The sequence below is a fragment of the Candidatus Caldatribacterium saccharofermentans genome, assembly GCF_050267035.1.
Classification (GTDB): Bacteria; Atribacterota; Atribacteria; order Atribacterales; family Caldatribacteriaceae; genus Caldatribacterium; species Caldatribacterium saccharofermentans.
The window spans coordinates 894,369-911,161 of record NZ_CP187957.1; the positions used below are offsets into that span (position 1 = coordinate 894,369).

The 16,793-nt window shown below is 57.0% G+C and carries 17 protein-coding genes; 15 read left to right on the forward strand and 2 right to left on the reverse strand.

Features of this window, described 5'->3' with window-relative positions; translation table 11 throughout:
• The first annotated feature begins 50 nt into the window (after positions 1-50).
• On the forward strand, positions 51-1,478 hold the full coding sequence (locus ACPT9Q_RS04600; RefSeq protein WP_427366507.1) for a hypothetical protein: 1,428 nt from the start codon (positions 51-53) through the stop codon (positions 1,476-1,478).
• Positions 1,475-2,473 carry an NAD-binding protein gene (locus ACPT9Q_RS04605; RefSeq protein ID WP_017872562.1) on the forward strand — a complete coding sequence of 333 codons (999 nt, stop codon included), beginning with the start codon at positions 1,475-1,477 and terminating at the stop codon, positions 2,471-2,473. The genes ACPT9Q_RS04600 and ACPT9Q_RS04605 overlap by 4 nt, the downstream gene beginning before the upstream one ends.
• Here ACPT9Q_RS04605 and ACPT9Q_RS04610 read toward each other — a convergent pair.
• The gene (locus ACPT9Q_RS04610) at positions 2,470-2,943 is read right to left on the reverse strand and encodes a chemotaxis protein CheW (RefSeq protein WP_017872563.1); all 474 of its coding nucleotides are present in this window, start codon (positions 2,941-2,943) and stop codon (positions 2,470-2,472) included. The two genes, ACPT9Q_RS04605 and ACPT9Q_RS04610, sit on opposite strands and share 4 nt — an antisense overlap.
• A 5-nt stretch (positions 2,944-2,948) precedes the next feature.
• Positions 2,949-3,158 carry a hypothetical protein gene (locus tag ACPT9Q_RS04615; protein ID WP_427366509.1) on the reverse strand — a complete coding sequence of 70 codons (210 nt, stop codon included), beginning with the start codon at positions 3,156-3,158 and terminating at the stop codon, positions 2,949-2,951.
• 148 nt (positions 3,159-3,306) lie between these two features.
• On the opposite strand from ACPT9Q_RS04615, the gene ACPT9Q_RS04620 reads away from it, so the two are divergent.
• The 13 genes from ACPT9Q_RS04620 (at position 3,307) to ACPT9Q_RS04680 (ending at position 16,710) form a co-directional block, all read left to right on the forward strand.
• On the forward strand, positions 3,307-4,431 hold the full coding sequence (locus ACPT9Q_RS04620; protein ID WP_026137218.1) for a uroporphyrinogen decarboxylase family protein: 1,125 nt from the start codon (positions 3,307-3,309) through the stop codon (positions 4,429-4,431).
• A gap of 12 nt (positions 4,432-4,443) precedes the next feature.
• A complete protein-coding gene (locus tag ACPT9Q_RS04625; RefSeq protein ID WP_017872566.1) occupies positions 4,444-5,802 on the forward strand; it encodes a TrkH family potassium uptake protein in 1,359 nt (452 codons plus the stop codon).
• An 11-nt stretch (positions 5,803-5,813) separates the two neighbouring features.
• A complete protein-coding gene (accC, locus tag ACPT9Q_RS04630; protein WP_427366510.1) occupies positions 5,814-7,184 on the forward strand; it encodes an acetyl-CoA carboxylase biotin carboxylase subunit in 1,371 nt (456 codons plus the stop codon).
• On the forward strand, positions 7,181-8,503 hold the full coding sequence (rsxC, locus tag ACPT9Q_RS04635; protein ID WP_427366511.1) for an electron transport complex subunit RsxC: 1,323 nt from the start codon (positions 7,181-7,183) through the stop codon (positions 8,501-8,503). Before accC ends, rsxC begins: the two co-directional genes overlap by 4 nt.
• A 1-nt stretch (position 8,504) precedes the next feature.
• On the forward strand, positions 8,505-9,482 hold the full coding sequence (locus ACPT9Q_RS04640; RefSeq protein ID WP_427366512.1) for an RnfABCDGE type electron transport complex subunit D: 978 nt from the start codon (positions 8,505-8,507) through the stop codon (positions 9,480-9,482).
• Complete coding sequence (locus ACPT9Q_RS04645; protein ID WP_427366513.1) at positions 9,479-10,039, forward strand: RnfABCDGE type electron transport complex subunit G; 561 nt, start codon at positions 9,479-9,481, stop codon at positions 10,037-10,039. Before ACPT9Q_RS04640 ends, ACPT9Q_RS04645 begins: the two co-directional genes overlap by 4 nt.
• Positions 10,039-10,638 carry an electron transport complex subunit RsxE gene (gene rsxE, locus ACPT9Q_RS04650; RefSeq protein WP_017872572.1) on the forward strand — a complete coding sequence of 200 codons (600 nt, stop codon included), beginning with the start codon at positions 10,039-10,041 and terminating at the stop codon, positions 10,636-10,638. The genes ACPT9Q_RS04645 and rsxE overlap by 1 nt, the downstream gene beginning before the upstream one ends.
• Positions 10,635-11,225, forward strand: coding sequence for an RnfABCDGE type electron transport complex subunit A (locus tag ACPT9Q_RS04655; RefSeq protein WP_017872573.1), 591 nt, complete (start codon positions 10,635-10,637; stop codon positions 11,223-11,225). Before rsxE ends, ACPT9Q_RS04655 begins: the two co-directional genes overlap by 4 nt.
• A 13-nt stretch (positions 11,226-11,238) precedes the next feature.
• The gene (locus ACPT9Q_RS04660; protein WP_427366515.1) at positions 11,239-12,063 is read left to right on the forward strand and encodes an RnfABCDGE type electron transport complex subunit B; all 825 of its coding nucleotides are present in this window, start codon (positions 11,239-11,241) and stop codon (positions 12,061-12,063) included.
• Complete coding sequence (locus tag ACPT9Q_RS04665; RefSeq protein ID WP_427366516.1) at positions 12,063-13,538, forward strand: FGGY-family carbohydrate kinase; 1,476 nt, start codon at positions 12,063-12,065, stop codon at positions 13,536-13,538. The genes ACPT9Q_RS04660 and ACPT9Q_RS04665 overlap by 1 nt, the downstream gene beginning before the upstream one ends.
• Positions 13,507-13,779, forward strand: coding sequence for a TM1266 family iron-only hydrogenase system putative regulator (locus ACPT9Q_RS04670; RefSeq protein ID WP_038304973.1), 273 nt, complete (start codon positions 13,507-13,509; stop codon positions 13,777-13,779). Before ACPT9Q_RS04665 ends, ACPT9Q_RS04670 begins: the two co-directional genes overlap by 32 nt.
• A gap of 72 nt (positions 13,780-13,851) precedes the next feature.
• Positions 13,852-14,649 carry a response regulator gene (locus tag ACPT9Q_RS04675; RefSeq protein WP_017873441.1) on the forward strand — a complete coding sequence of 266 codons (798 nt, stop codon included), beginning with the start codon at positions 13,852-13,854 and terminating at the stop codon, positions 14,647-14,649.
• A 375-nt stretch (positions 14,650-15,024) separates the two neighbouring features.
• On the forward strand, positions 15,025-16,710 hold the full coding sequence (locus ACPT9Q_RS04680; protein WP_017873443.1) for a histidine kinase: 1,686 nt from the start codon (positions 15,025-15,027) through the stop codon (positions 16,708-16,710).
• Positions 16,711-16,793: the final 83 nt, after the last annotated feature.

A 16,793-nucleotide genomic window follows, 5' to 3' on the forward strand; every position in this document is an offset into this window, starting at 1 on the left:
TCCTGTATGATGAGGCTGGCGAGGTCCTTGAGGCCCTGGGGGGAGTAAGGGTGGCGTGGGAGGATTTTGTCCTCGTCACCGAACACATTCGTTTCTCCATCCCCACACTTGAGATTTTCGTCGATACTCCCTTTGAGGCCTCCTGGGGAAGCGCGAAGGTACGGGGAGAGGTGCTGCACTACTCCTTTGCCCGACGTCAGGGGTTTGTGGAAAACGCTTCACTCACGTACGCCCTTGGGGAAAGGGGGGAGCTCTTCTTTCGGGGGAAACGCCTGGAGTACACGGCGGGAACCTGGCGCGGAGAGGGCATCCTCTGCACGGGGTGCAGGAGAGAGCCGCCCCTTGTGAGTCTCCGGGCGAAAGAAGCAACGGTGTTCCCGGAAGGAAAAGTGGTCATCAAGGGGCTTGCCCTGTACGTTCGGGAGAAGAAAATCCTGGAAATTCCCTGGTACACCCGAACCTTCACCGGTGAGGGAGGGTTCCTCCTTCCTGCTTTTGGTTTTTCCCGGGAGAAAGGGTGGTACACAGGTTTCCGCTACGAGTACGCTCTGTCGCCAGAAACACTCTTCCTTGTCCGGTACACCCTTGGGAGCCGAAAGGGGCAGAAACTCCAGACGGACCTCATTGTTACGGGGGATTCCTTCACCGGATGGGCTTTCTGGGATACCCGTTTTTCAGGTGAGGACTCATTCGGAGCGGTGGCTACTCTACGAAGCGGCGACTTTTCTCTGTCTTTCCTTGGCACCCACAACGAGGAGGTCGGCTCGCATACCCTTTCCCGCTCCCCCCAGATTGTAGCCTCCTTTGAAAAGTCCGCAGGAAGCTCCCTCGCGCTTTCGGGCAAACTGAGCTACGGGTACTTTGCCACCGAAACCGTGCAGGATAACCGTCTCGATGCCCGCTTGAACCTCTCTTTGAAGGGGGAAAACACCGGTGCCACTGTCTTTGGATGGGGAACGCTCTTTGGGAGTGGCGAGCGCACCATGCGGTGGGGCGCAGAAGTATTCTGGGAAAAGGACCTCTCTCCAGAGTTCTGGACCCGCTTCCGGTGGCGTTTCGTAGCAGGGGAGGCATCGCCCTTTTTCTTCGACCCCACAGGAGAGTCCACCCTCACCCTTGAGTGCCTCCTGGGGGATGTGGAAGAGAGCTTCCTTCGCCTTCGGGGACGGTACGATCTGAACGCCGGGGCCTTCCGGGACTGGACCTTCGGCATCGGCATAGGAAGCGGGAAATTGTCCCTGGGAATCGAGGGGGTGTACTCCCCCGAAAAGGGAACCCTTACGGAGAAACGGTACTTCCTGCGCCGGAGCATCGAGGACTGTGTCAGCCTGGAGCTCTCGTTTTTCGACCCTGAAGGGAGTCTTTTTGTGGCCATGAACTTCTCGGGGTTCGATAAACCCCAGCGAAGTGAGAGCCTCTTCGACGAAGAGGAGCCCTTTGATCCTCTCAGTTTCCGGCGGGAAACGAACACGCCATGATCCGGCAACTCTTCATCCTCGGAGGCCTTATCCTGGCCCTTGTCTTTGGCGGAAGTCTGGGGTACGTCTTTATCGAAAAGTGGCCGTTCTTCGATGCCCTCTACATGACGGTCATCACTCTGACCACCGTGGGGTTCCAGGAGGTCCGTCCCCTGAGCCCCGCAGGACGAATCTTCACCATCGGCATTGTGGGGTCAGGGGTACTCACCGTGACGTATGGTGTGTCCTCCCTGGTGAGGCTGCTTTCTGAAGGGAAATTCGGCGAGTACTGGCGAAGGCAGGAGGTGAAGCGGATGCTCAAAACCATCAAGGGGCACTTCATCATCTGCGGATGCGGGGTGGTGGGAAGCGAAGTGGTGGAGTACTTCGTTCGATCCCGCGTTCCGTATGTGGTCATCGAGAAAGACCGGGGGAAAATCGAGCGGGCGATGCTTCTGCATCCTGACCTTCTCTTCCTTGAGGGTGACGCTACCCAGGAGGAAATCCTTAAAGAAGCAGGAATCGAGCGGGCCCGGGGGCTTCTGGCTCTTGTGGGGAGTGATCCGGAGAACGTCTACATCACCCTTACCGCCAGGCACCTTAATCCTCACCTTCGGATTGTGGCCCGGGCCATTGTTCCTGAATCCGTGGAAATCCTCCGCCGCGCCGGCGCCGACTATGTTATCTGCCCCCAGAAAATCGGCGCGCTGCGCCTGGCCGCCGCAGCCTTACGACCCCATGCCTCGTTTTTTCTCGACCTTCTCCTTCGCAGTGAAACGCTGGACCTTACCATCGAGGAAATCGAAATCCAGCCGCAGTCGCCTCTTTGCGGGAAGACCCTCGGAGAGGCCAACCTCCCGGAGGAGTTTGGCGTCCTCGTTGTGGCCATCAGGGATAGAGAAAAAGGGAACTTCCTCTTCAACCCCAAGGGCAACACTCGCCTTGGGCCCCATGACACGCTGATTGTCCTCGGGAGAACCGAGCAAATCCTGGAGCTCCAGAAACTCGCTCTTTAGGCCTTCTCCAGAGTCCCCTTCAGGTCTTCAAGGGCGTGTTTCTCCTCTTTGGTCAGAACCCTGGCAAGGTCAAGAAGAATGAGGAGTTTCCCTTCGAGCTTCCCCACCCCCTTGATGTACTCGGTGTCGATGGAGGCAATAAGGGGTGAGGGCGGTTCAATCTTGTCTTCGCTCAAGCGGAGAACTTCATCGACGCTGTCCACAATCATCCCAACCGTGTGGGGGGGGACGTCAACGACGATGATGCGGGTGGATTTGGTTTCCTCACCCTTGGGGAGGCGGAAACGCTTGCGAAGGTCGATAACCGGAATGACCCGACCCCGGAGGTTGATCACCCCTTCAACGAAGTCGGGAGCCCCGGGGACCTTGGTGATGGGCTGCATCCTGATGATTTCCTGGACCTGGGCGATATCCACCCCATACACTTCCTGAGCAAGCTGAAAGGCCACAAGCTGCAGTTCCTGAGGCATACGCCTCACCTCCTTTTCATAATCACGGTTTTCCCTCGCCAGGAGAAGTACGTTACCTTTCCCTCCTTCTCCAGGCTCAGGACAATCTCCCACACCACCGGAAGGGGCAACCCTACTCGTGCCACAAGGTCCTGGAGAAAGACCACCTCCTCGAAAGCAGCAAGCACGAGCTCCCTGGGACTCATGGTCTCCTCGCCGCCGGCAACAAGAAGCACCAGGACACCCCTTCCCTCCATTTCTATCGGACGAAATCTGCAGGACTTTAGTCTCCATTGTACCATATGGGACGTTTTTCGAAAGAGCTTTCCGAAATGCTCCTGTGTGGTATAATTCTCTTTAGTTGCGTGCTCTGGAGGGAGTGCCATGACACCGAGAGAGCGAGCGCTACGCGCGTTGAACCATGAAGTTCCCGACCGCATTCCTCTGGACCTTGGGACGACGAACTGTACCACCCTCACGAAGAAAGCCTACGAGAACCTCAAGGCCTATCTGGGGATTGAGAAGGAAACCCGCCTCATGATGGAGAACTTCCAGATCGTCTTTGTGGACGAGGAAGTCCTCGAAATCCTGGGCATCGATACCCGGGGCGTTCATCCTGAACCCCTTTCGCAAAAGCGGTGGGTTGATGAGCGAACGTACTACAACGAATTTGGCATCAAATACCGGATGCCCGAAGACGGGCTCTACTACGATATGGTGGAGCATCCCCTGGCAGGAAAAACCCTGGAAGAACTCGAGGACTACGAATGGCCGGACCCTGCAAAGACCATGAACCTTGAGGGGGTACGGGAGCGGGCGGAAGCACTCGCCAAAGAGGGAAAGTACCTCCTTGTGGGGGATATGATCGACACGGGGATTTTCGAGCCCTGCTGGTACCTGCGGGGGTTTGAGAACTTCCTCGTTGACCTTGTCTGCAACGTGGATTTCGCCACGGCACTCCTTGAGAAGATGTACGAGTACCAGCTCAAGCGGTACTCGCTGTTCCTCGCTGAGTGCGGGGAGTTCCTCGACGTGATCTTCGTGGGCGACGATTTGGCCACCGCCGAGAGCACCATCATGAGCCCGAAGACCTACCGGGACATCGTGAAACCATACCACAAGGAGTACTTCAAAAACCTCAAGAAAATGGCACCCAGGGCGAAGCTCCTCTACCACTCCTGCGGGAGTATCGCCCCCTTCATTCCCGACCTCATCGAAATCGGAGTGGATATTCTCAACCCCATCCAGGTTTCTGCTCAGGGCATGGACACGAAAGCCCTGAAAGAGCGCTTCGGCAGGGACCTGTGCTTCTGGGGAGCCGTCGACACGACCTTCGTCCTCCCCCGGGGAGGGACAGAGGACGTGCGCCGGGAAGTTCGCCGCCGCATCGAGGACCTCGGTCCTGAGGGGTATGTGCTCTGCGCGGTGCACGACATTCAGCCGGACGTTCCCCCAGAGAACATCGTCGCTATGTACGATGAAGCCCGACGTTTCGGAATCTTCGCATAAGAAGGCGATAGGGTGACCAGTGAAAGTCTTTTGGCACTTCTCCAAAGCCTGAGAAGACGCCTGGTTCTGCTTTCCCCAGCTTCTTTAGTGCTTTTTGGGTTCTCTGCCCTCATCCTCATTGGGACGGTCCTCCTGCTTTTCCCCTTCTCCGTGGCTTCAGGGAACGCCATGCGGTTCATCGACGCCCTCTTCACTGCCACCTCTGCAGTGTGCGTCACGGGTCTTGTCGTTGTGGATACCGGGACGTTCTTTTCCCTCTGGGGCCAGATAATCATTCTCATTCTCATTCAGTTCGGAGGGTTGGGATATATGACGGTAGCAACGCTCCTTGCCCTTGCCCTGAGGCGTCGCATTGAGTACCGGGATCGCCTGGCCATACGGGATTCCTTCAGCCTCGACGTCCCCGGAGGAGCGGTGCGCTTCGTTTTAGACGTTCTGCGGTATGTTCTCTGGGTCGAAGGCGTGGGATTTCTCCTGCTTTTTGTGGCCTTTCTGCGGCACTTCTCTCTTCCGCAGGCGTTCTTCTCCGCCCTCTTCCACTCGGTGTCTGCCTTCTGCAATGCCGGGTTCTCAGTGTTCTCGAATAGCCTCGAGAGTTTCGCTCTCGACCCCCTTGTGAACCTCACCGTTATAGGGCTCATCGTGATTGGAGGTATCGGATTTGTGGTGATTCGGGAGCTCGTGGAACACCGCCGCCTGAGTTCTCTACACGCCAAAACGGTGGTAACCACCACCGTCGCCCTCATTGCCCTGGGGACGCTCTTCCTCCTCCTTACAGAATCCTCAAACCCCACGACCCTGGGAGCATTCCCCTTCTGGGGAAAGCTCATGGCTGCACTCTTCCAGGCAGTCACCCCAAGAACCGCAGGGTTCAGCACCATCCCCATCGCCTGTCTCCGTCCGGTTTCGGCGCTCTTTCTCATGTTCCTCATGTTCGTGGGTGCCTCCCCAGGGGGCACAGGGGGAGGCGTGAAAACCACCACCCTGGCGCTCCTTCTGGCCCTTGTCCGAAGTGCCCTTCGGGGGCAAGAGGGAGTGGCGCTTTTCCACCGGCGGGTAGCCCGAAGCACCGTCCGCAGAGCCTTAGCCGTGTTCTGTTTTGGCCTGGGGCTGGTCTTCTTTTCCACCACGTTCCTCTTCGCCACCGAAAAGGGGAACTCCCTTGACCTTGCCTTCGAGGCCGTTTCGGCTTTTGGCACGGTGGGACTCTCCCGGGGAGTTACGTCGAACTTGTCAGACCTGGGGAAGCTTGGTATTATTGTAACGATGTTCCTTGGGCGAGTGGGTATTTTCACCGCCCTGGTGGCCATGGGTGTTGCTCGAGAACGGAAGGAACTGCTCGTCTATCCCGAGGAGCGAGTGCTCGTTTAGGGGGGATTTTTTTGTTCTCTAAAGTCCTCATTGCCAACCGGGGGGAAATTGCTCTGCGGGTCGTCCGGGCCTGCAAGGAGCTCGGACTCAAAACCGTGGGGGTGTTCTCCGACCCCGATGCGAATCTCCTCCATCTCCGCTTCGTCGACCAGAAGGTTGCCCTGGGAGGGAACTCAGCAATCGAAACGTACCTGAACATCCCCAAAATCGTCCGGGCCTGTGAAATTACCGGGGCCGATGCTGTGCACCCGGGATACGGGTTCCTGGCGGAAAACGCCGCTTTTGCCGAAGAGCTCGAGAAACGGGGTATCGCCTTCATCGGTCCAGGACCTGATGTCCTGAGGAAAATGAAGAACAAACTCCAGGCCAAACGCCTCATGCACGAGGCTGGAGTCCCGGTAATCCCCGGGTCCTTAGAGCCGGTAAAGACCTTCGCCGATGCCCACGATATTGCCAGGGACATCGGGTATCCCCTCCTCCTCAAGGCCTGCCTGGGTGGAGGAGGCCGGGGCATCCGGGTGATCGCCAGCGAAGACGACCTCAAAAAGTCCTTCGACAGCGCTCGCCGGGAGGCCCAGGCGGCTTTTGGGAACGAAGAGCTCTACATCGAAAAGCTCATCGACCGGGCCCGGCACATCGAGGTGCAGATTCTCGCCGACCGGTATGGCAACGTCATCCACGTTGGAGAGCGGGAGTGTTCCCTTCAGCGGCGTCGTCAGAAAATCCTCGAGGAGGCTCCAGCTACTGGTCTTTCCCCTACCCTCCGCGAGAAGATTCTCGATGCTGCCGTCCGGGCAGCGAAGACCCTGGGGTACGTGACCTGCGGGACTTTTGAGTTCCTGGTGACCCCCGAGGGGAACTTCTACTTCATGGAGCTCAACGCCCGCATCCAGGTGGAACACCCGGTGACAGAAGAAATCTCCGGGGTGGACCTTGTGCGGGAGCAGATTCGCCTGGCAGCGGGAGAGGAACTCGCCTTCCGTCAGGAAGACATCGTCCTGCGGGGCCACGCCATTGAGATGCGCATCAACGCTGAAGACCCCGAGAAACGTTTTGCCCCCTCTCCAGGGCGCATCGTGCAGTTTGAGATCCCCCGGGGTCCGGGAATCCGTGTGGACTCTCACTGCTATAGCGGCTACACTGTCCCGCCCCATTACGATTCCCTCATCGCAAAACTCATCGTATGGGATATCAACCGGGAATTCGCCATTCGCCGTTCCCGGGAGGCTTTGCGATCCTTTTTCGTCGAGGGTATCGCCACCACCATTCCCTTCCACCTCCGGATTCTCTCGCACCCCGATTTCCTCGAAGGCAATCTCCACACTCGCTTCGTCGAAGAGGTGTGGCAGGAGGACGTCAAAGGAGGCGATGCGCAACGATGAAGCTTCGAACCTTTCCTCAGGGAGTCTTCCTTCCCCACCACAAGGAAGACACCGCACACCTCCCTATTGTTCGCGTCCCCGAGCCTTCCCGCGTTGTCCTTCCCCTTATCCAGCACACCGGCGCTCCCTTAAAGCCCCTGGTGAAAAAGGGAGATACGGTCAAACGGGGGCAGAAAATTGCCGACGTCGATGCCTTCGTGGCTGCACCGGTCCATGCCCCGCTGAGCGGGAGGGTTGCCGGGATTGAGGAGTGGGCACATCCGACGATGGGGAGATTCCAGGCCATCGTCATCGAGAACGACGGAAAGGGCGAAGAGGAGCGCTACGAGCCGCTTCCAGAAACCATCGAGGACCTCGAACCGGAGCGCCTGCGAGTCTTCGTCCGGGAAGGGGGGTTTGTGGGGCTTGGGGGAGCAGCCTTCCCGACCCATGTGAAGCTCTCCCCACCCCAGGGGAAACCCATCGACTCCTTCATCCTGAATGGGGCCGAATGCGAGCCTTACCTTACCTGCGACCACCGGGTGATGCTGGAGCGCACTGAAGAGATGCTCCTTGGGCTCCGTATTATGGTGCGGGCCTGCGGGGCCAAAAGGGCCTACATCGGCATTGAGGACAACAAAAAAGATTGCATTGACCACGTGGCGAATCTCCTCCGGAACTTCCCCATCCCCGCGGAGGTCGTCCCCCTGAGGACCAAATACCCCCAGGGTTCGGAGAAACACCTGATTCTTGCCATCCTGGGCCGCGAGGTTCCCCCGGGAGGACTACCCCTTGATGTGGGCGTTGTGGTGAACAACGTGCAGACTGCAGCAGCGCTTGGCCGGATGGCCAGAACGGGTCTTCCCCTTGTGGAGCGGGTCATTACGCTCTCTGGGGACTGCCTGAGAAAGCGGGGGAACTTTGAGGTTCCTCTGGGGATGCTCCTTGAAGACCTCGTGAACTTCTGCGAAGGGTTCACCGCCCCACCCCGGAAAATCATCATGGGCGGACCGATGACCGGCATCACCCAGGTATCCCTGGCCGTTCCCGTCATCAAGGGAACCTCGGGGTTCCTCTTTTTCCGGAACGTCCCCAAAAAGCGAGAGTACCCCTGCATTCGCTGCGGGCGGTGCGTTGCCCACTGCCCCATGCGCCTTCTGCCGTATCTCCTGGGAAGGCTCGCTGAGGAACGGCTTTTTGCCGAAGCCGAGGACAACCGGGTCCTTGACTGTGTGGAGTGTGGGTCCTGTGCGTACGTTTGCCCTGCGGGGATTGCCCTGGTGCACCTCTTGAAGCTGGCAAAGTTCGAAGTGATGCGCCGGAAACGAGGAGGGAAATGACGTGGAAGACCTCAAGCTCGTCACCTCTGCCCCACCGCACCTGAGAAGTCCGGTCACCGTCCCCTGGATCATGCAGCAGGTGGTCTTTGCGCTCCTTCCCGCTGCCATCTGGGGAGCGGTGTTCTTCGGACCCCGCCTGGCCCTGCCGCCCCTTGTGCTCGCTGTTCTTGCCTGCGTGGGGTTTGAAGCGCTGGACTGCCTGGCCTTCCGCCGCCCCCTCACGGTGGGTGACTGGAGCGCCGTGGTTACGGGAATGCTCCTTGGGCTCTCCCTTCCTCCAGGGTGCCCTTTCTGGATCCCCATTGTGGGCGGAGGTGTGGCCATATTCCTTGGAAAGCAGATGTTCGGAGGAATTGGACAGAATGTGTTCAACCCGGCCCTTGTGGGACGGGCTGTGCTCCTCATCTCCTGGCCGAAAATCATGGCCACCTGGTACGTGCGTCCTCCCTTTGTCCTTGGGGCGACCTCGTACGCCACTCCAGTCGATGTCGTGACGAGCGCCACACCTCTTGGGATCGTCAAAGCCTACGGGTATCCTGCCGTGTGGGAAACTCCCCACCTCCTCTTTCGGCTCTTTGTGGGACTTGTCCCCGGATGCATTGGAGAGATTTCAGCGCTCCTTCTGCTCCTTGGGTTTGTGTACCTCCTTGCCCGGGGCGTGGTCCAGTGGGACATCCCACTCTTCTACAGCATGGGGCTTGTGGCCGTGGCCCTGGTGGCACGACAGAACCCCCTCTTCCACCTTCTTGCCGGTGGCGCCGTCATGGGAGCATGTTTCATGGCCACCGACTACACCACTTCCCCCATGACCCCCCGGGGGAGGATAATTTTTGGCTTTGGCGCAGGCGCCTTAACGGGCATCATCCGGTGGCTTGGAGGGTACCCGGAGGGGGTAACCTTTGGCATCCTCACCATGAACGCTCTGGTGCCGCTTCTTGACCGGATGCTACCGCGGAGATTCGGGGTGAAGAAGGCATGAGGAAAATCCTGCGTGTGGCACTGGCGCTGACGGTGGTTTGTGTGGTTGCTGCTCTCTCGCTCTCTGTGGTGTACGTGGTGACAAAGGAGAAAATCGCCGAAGAGGCGAGGAAAGAGCTCAAAGAAGCCCTCGGGGTTGTTTTCCCCGAAGCAGAAACCTTCGTCCCCCTTGACCCTGGGACCTTTGGGACCCTCCCCGAATCGAAAGAAATCCAGTTCCTCGAAGCCTACGAGGCGCAAAGCGGTGGAGAACGCCGGGGTGTGATCCTCAAGGTAGCAAGCACTGGTTACGGCGGTCCCATCGTGCTCCTTGTGGGGGTGGACACAGAAGAGGGGAAAATCACTGGTCTCAAGGTTTTAGAACACCAGGAGACCCCGGGGCTCGGTTCAAACGTTGCTGAGGAGGGTTTCCTCTCCCAGTTTCTGGGGAAATCCTTAGAGAGTCCCTTCAGGGTGGGGGAGGACATCCAGGCAGTGAGTGGCGCCACCATTTCAAGCCGCGCCGTGGCGCGGGCGTGCGCGAAGGTTGCCGAAATCGTGCGAGGTGAAAAGCGGTGATGCGAGAGTTCTGGTACCACTTCCGGAACGGGCTTTTGGGAGAAAACCCGGTGCTGAAGCTCATGATTGGGCTGTGCTCGGTCCTTGCTGTTTCGGTGCGGGTTGAGAACTGCCTCGGGATGGGGGCTGCAGTGATTTTCGTTCTGACCTGCTCGAGTCTCGTGATCTCCCTTATCCGGAATTTCGTCCCCAATGAGGTGCGCATCCCCATTTTCATTGTGGTCATCTCCACCTTCACCACCATCGTGGACCTCGTGATGAAAGCGTACCTCCCACCCCTCTCCAAAGCCATGGGTATCTTCATCCCCCTCATTGTGGTGAACTGCATCATCATGGCCCGGGCCGAGGCCTTCGCTTCAAGGAAACCTCCCCTTCTTGCTGTGGCCGACGCTCTGGGAATGGGGGTGGGGTACACCCTCGTCATCACCGCCATCGGCGTTGTGCGGGAGCTCTTCGGTTACGGAGAAATCCTCTCCCATCCCGTGTTCCCCAAAGCCTACCAGGGTATGATGGCGATGATTCTGCCCCCTGGAGCCTTCCTCCTCATCGGCATCTACATCGCGCTCCTTAACTGGTCGCTGAGGAAGGTGAAATCATGAGTACCGAAATCCTCACGCTCTTCAAAATCATCGTCAGCGCCGCCTTTGTCGACAACATCATCCTCGCCCGCTACATTGGCCTCTGCCCCTATATTGGTATGTCCTCGAGTGTCGCAAACTCCATCGGCATGGGGATGGCCGTGACCTTCGTGATGGTCCTTGCCTCCATCGTGACCTGGATTCTCTGGAACTACATCTTCGTCCCCCTGGGGCTTGAGTACCTCCGCATCATGGTGTTCATCCTCGTGATTGCAACGCTCGTACAGCTTGTGGAGATTCTCCTCAAAAAGAACGTCCCCAACCTCTACCGGGCCATGGGCATCTACCTTCCCCTCATCACCACAAACTGCGCTATCCTCGCCGTCACTTTCCTTGGGGTGGACTACGGGTACACCCTCCTCCAGGTTGTGGTGTACAGCATAAGCGTCGCTTTAGGGTTCACGGTGGCCCTGGTGCTCCTTGCCGGTATCCGGGAACGCCTGCGCATGGCGCGGGTGCCCCAGTTCTGGCAGGGGTATCCGATTGTCTTTGTGGCAACGTGCCTTTTAGCCATCGCCTTTCTGGGCTTTAAGGGACTTGTGAAGTAGGGGGAAAGGTCGTATGAACATTCTCATCCCAACGGTGCTCGTTGGTGCTCTGGGCCTTGCCTTTGGGCTCATGCTCTCCTGGTTTGCCAAAAAATTCGCCGTTCCGGTGAACCCCCTTGTGCAGGAGGTGGAACGGGTGCTCCCTGGGGCAAACTGCGGCGCCTGCGGTTTCCCGGGCTGCAGTGGCCTTGCTGAAAAAATCGCTTCAGGAGAAGCACCGGTAAACGCCTGCCCCGTTGGGGGACCGAAGGCGTGGGCAGAACTCTCCCGCCTCCTCGGGCAGGAAAGTAGCAGCTGGGAGGTCAAAAGGGCTGTGGTGCTCTGCCAGGGAGGGAAAGGCGTAGCCCAGGTGACCGCTGAGTACAGCGGCGTGGCAAGCTGTAAGGCGGCAAACCTCCTCCCCGGGTCTTTCAAAGGATGCCGTTTCGGGTGTCTTGGCCTTGGCGACTGCGTCCGGGTGTGCCCGTTTTCGGCCATTCACATCGACCCGGAGAGCGGGCTTCCCGTTGTCAACTGGGAAAAGTGCACAGGGTGTGGGAAATGCGTGGCCGAATGCCCCCGGAAAATCCTCACCCTTGTCCCCAGGAAAGAACAGGTCACGGTGGCCTGTGTGTCCTTTGATTCAGCCAGAGAGGTCCGGAAGGTCTGCGCAAAAGGCTGCATCAAGTGCCAGGTCTGTGTTCGGACCTGCCCGGAGGGTGCCATCACCTTCGAAAACGGAAAGATTGTGATCTCCCGGGAAAAATGTACCCTCTGCGGGCTCTGCATCGAGAAGTGCCCCACCCACTGCATCATCCGGGTGGGGAAAACCGCAGCCCTGCTTGAGGTGAGGGGGTAATGCCGCTTCTCCTTGGCATCGATATCGGGACCACCAACACCAAACTCAAGGTGTACGATGAAGACGGACAGACTTTTGCCGAGACAAGCTTCAAGACACCGCTTTTTTCAGATGCCCATGGCCCTTACTACGACCCGAAAGAACTCACCACTCTGCTCTTCGCGGCCATAGCGGGGTTTCCCGAGCGCGTGCGAAGAAGCGTCAAAGCCGTAAGCGTCTCAAGCTTTGCCGAGGTCATGGTGGGGCTTAATGAGCGTGGTGAACCCCTCACCCGATGCATCCCCTGGTACGATGAGCGCACGAAAGAAGAAGCTGAAGCAGTGGCCCTTGACCCATCCTGGGTGTACGAGACCACAGGGCTCTCCCCCCACCACAAGTACTCATTCTACAAGCTCCTCTGGCACCGCCGCCATGAGCCAGAGGTTTTCAAGGCAGTGCGCTTCTGGACCTCGATGTCGGGATTTGTGCTCTTTGCGCTGAGTGGTGAGCTCTCCTTCGACTACTCCCTTGCCTCCCGGACCATGCTCTTTGACCAGCACACCCGCACCTGGAGGGAGGAACTCCTCGACCTTGCAGGAATGCAAAAAGCGCAGCTTGCTCCTCTTTACCCTTCCGGCGTTGCCCTGGGGCGCCTGAGGCATGAGGCCGCTACACGGTGCGGCCTTCCCGAGGACGTCGTCGTGGTCACCGGGGGCCATGACCACCCCTGCGCTGCCTTAGCATGCGGGGTCTTCCAGAAAGGATGGGGGCTCATTTCCACCGGAACCACAGAATCCCTCATGGTTCCCCTGGAACATCCGCCTTCTTTCGCCGGAGATAGCGGAGGGAAACCCTTTTCCTTCGGCCACCACGTGGTCTTCCCGCTCTACTACGCCATGGGAGGTATCTATAGCGGCGGATTCGCTGTTGACTGGACGCTTCGCCTCTTTGGGAAATCCTACGAGGTTTTCGCAGAGCTCGACCCCGTGCGCAGGAGGGATGTACCGTTCTTCTTCCCATACCTCCTTGGAGGGGAATACGAAGAGGCAAAGGGGGCTTTCCTGAACCTCTCAGGAGACACAGAACAAGAGGATTTCGTCCTCTCCGTGCTCTTTGGGTTGTGCGCAGAGTACAGGACCATCTGGGAACGGATGGAAAAAGAGCTCTCCTACACGGTTACCCAGGCAGTGAACGTTGGGGGCGGGGTCCAGAATGCCCTCTGGATGCGCCTTAAAGCCACTTTTCTGAAAAAACCCATTATCGTTCCCGTTGAAAAAGAAGGGAGTTGCCAGGGGGCTGCTCTTCTTGCTGGCATCGGTGCAGGGGTATACAAAAGTCCTGAGGAGGCGTTTTCCCGGACATTCCGGGTGGAGAAGACCTTTGAGCCCATTGCAGAGCTTGAAGCACAGGTTGACCACTGGTACACTACCTACCTGGCGCTTCGGGAGGTCCTGAAGGTAGCCAATGTGCGCCTTGCTGGGAGAAAAGAAGAATAGGGTTGGGGTCATTGGCATTATCGTCACCGACCGGGAGAAACAGGCAGAGCGGGTAAACGAAATTCTCGGGGAGTTCGGTGACGTCATCGTTGGCCGCATGGGCATTCCGTACCGGGAACGGAACATCTCGGTCATCGCCCTTATCGTTGATGGCGATACCGATACCCTCGGAGCCCTCACCGGACGCCTGGGGAGTATCCCCGGAGTTCAGGTGAAGTCGGCCCTGGTGTCGACGGGGTGACGAGGTCGGGAAAGGTGGGCTCAATGAAGGTTAAGGAGGGAGAAAGATGGGGAACGACTATTTCTCCGGATAATGCTTGTTGACGATGAAGAGCCAATCCTGGACCACCTTGAGTCACTCATTAAGGGGATCTCTGAGACTTACCAAGTCGTTGCCCGGGCTTCAAGCGCTATGGAAGCTCTGGACTTCCTCAGCCTCGCCTGGCCGGAGATTGCTCTCATCGATATTCGAATGCCCGAAATGGATGGATTGACACTACTTCGGGAAATGGCAAGGCAAGGATGGGAAGGCAAGGCAGCAGTGGTCAGCGGATACAGCGATTTCCCTCTGGTGCGAGAAGCGCTGCGTCTTGGAGCTTGGGATTACCTCTTGAAGCCTATCACCCAGGAGGACCTTGAGAATCTCTTTGCACGCCTCGAGCAAAGCATTCGCTCTGAAGACGAAAGACGTCGCCTTTTTGAAGAACATATTCGAAATCGGATAGTACAGGAACTGCTTCTTCCTGACGCTCACAACCCCTCACCACTTCCCGACTATATTGACGAGACGATACGGTATCTTCAACGGACTTTTACCAAGAGAATCACCCTCAGGGAACTTGCAAAAGAGGTAGGGGTGGCTCCTTCCTACCTCAGCTACAGCTTCAAAAAATGGACCGGCCAGGGCCTTGTAGAGTACGTTACCAGGCTCAGAATGAAAGCCGCTCAATGCCTCCTTCAAGAAACTTCCCTCCAGGTTCAAGAAATCGCCCAAAAAGTAGGGTACGAAGATGTCAAATACTTTACCCGTATCTTCCATAAGACCACGGGATTCTCACCGACAGCATACCGCCAAAAGCACCAGAAAAGCTCTGGCAGAAGAACTTCGTGAGGCCCCATATTTGAGCGCACTCTACCTTGTGTCGCACTCAGGAAGCGACAAAACCTCCTGACAGGCACATTGAGAAGCAAAGAAAAATACCGATCATCTTACCAGGAAGTGTCTAACCTGCGTCCTTGAAGCATTCTCCAAGCCGAGACTCTCCGGATCGCGGGTTCTAAAACATCCGCACTGGAACTCCCTGGCGTTGCCTCGAGGAGATAAAGAGGAAAAGCAAAGGGACTAAGGCCTTTTGATGTCCAAGGTTTCTGAGAAGCTCCTGTACTGTATTGTCTTGCAGAACGAAATGAGCGGCATGTAGAGAAAATCTTACCAAAGCGAAAAGGGAGTTCTTCACCATGAGGAGAAAGGAGGAGAAAACGGGGTATGCGTTCTGAAGCACAATTCTTGACGCTATCCCATGTTTTTAAGGGCATTCCAAAGCCATTGCGATACCGGCTTGCCATTACTTTAGGACTCCTCCTTATCGGGATAGCCTCTTTCGGGCTCCTTGTATCCTCAACGATCGCAAAAAAGCTTGCCGAAGAGGCCAAACAAAAGGTTCTCTGGGAAGCAAGGCTCTATGCGGAACAGCTTGGGCGGACCATAGTACGGATTGCTTCTCGCCTTGATTTCCTCGTGGCCTCAAATTCTGCCGAAATCGCCGATATGAAAACCCTCGCGCGAAAGCTCGATATACTGCGCAGCGAGAGCGCAGGAGTGGTACGAGCGTGGCTCGTATACCCGGATGGGCGCATCGTCACCTCTTCCAACACATCGCCTCAGGAAATCGCTCGTCGCCCAATTTGGCAAGCCTTCCTGCAAGGGAAGCGTCCTGCTTCCTTTTCTGGAGTTCTCCTGAGCGAGACAAAGACCATCATGAGTACGCCTTTTAAGGAAACCGAAGAAGGCTTAGCTCTGGTCACCCTGGTGAGTATTTCCCTCCAGGGTAATACCATCATCCGAGTTGGAGGACTGGACTTAAGCATCGCCCAGGCAGTGACCGATGAAACACGAAGCGGCATTAACTGGGCATGGAACAGGTCGCCAGTTACGGTGTACACCCCAGAAGGACGCCTTATTGCTTCTCCCCTTGAAGAGGAGAAACGCCTGGTCCCGGGGCTTCGAGACGACTCTGGGCGACCTCTGATACGTTACTTCCTTGCACATCCGGACAAAGACTGGGGAACGCTTCTGTATGAAGAGGAAAAAGAAAGGTGGATAGGAGCTTTCGTCCGGGACAGAACCTTAGGTATGGTCGTTACTGTAAAACGTCCAAGCAAAAACCTTTTAGTCCCTGTCCAGAGAGCAACGACGGTCCTCACCGTTACAGCACTCCTCTCGGTGGTTCTTGCCGTTCTCTCCGTCACTGTGAGCTACTCGACAGAGCTCCAATTTCGCGAACTCCAGTACCGGAACAAAAAGGCCGAATTCCAGGCACTACAAACATACATGAACCCACACTTTCTATTCAACGCCCTAAGTTGCCTATGTTCTCTGGCAAATCCCAGGGATTACCAGCTGGTACCAAAAGCAGTGAAAGCCATTGCCGAAGTTCTCCGGTACATCCTTAAAGACACCGAAGCCCTCGTGCCACTTCGTGAAGAAATTGCCTGCGTCAGGAATTACGTCACTATCCAAAAATTCCGCTTTCGGGATCGCTTCGAGTACAATGAAGTTGTGCCTGAAGATCTCCTGTCTTTGCCCATCCCAAAACTCACCATTCAACCTCTTGTGGAAAACTGCTTTGTCCATGGGGTAGAGAGAACCCTTGACCGGGTCACCATTCATGTCGTTGTTGCCTACAACGACGCCTGCCTTGAGGTAAGTGTTACCGATGACGGTCCTGGGTTTGGACCGGAAAAGCTTACAAAGCTTCAAGACCTGCTTAAGCGCGCCGCCAAGGAGGAACAAGAGGCCGTTATCCCCCCCTCAGAACATGGTGCAGGCCTTTTGAATACTTACCGTCGCCTCCTTCTCATTTACGGGAATTCCGTCAGGCTTATGGTCAAGGAAGAGAGCGGGAAGACCACAGTCACCGTAATCTTTCCTCTCGGGAACGACAAATTCTAAAAACTGTCCACCCCCTTCGAAAAATTCGTCCCTTTACAGGAGAACAAGCTGTGGAACACAATGCTTTTGAAAATCTTCCTAAG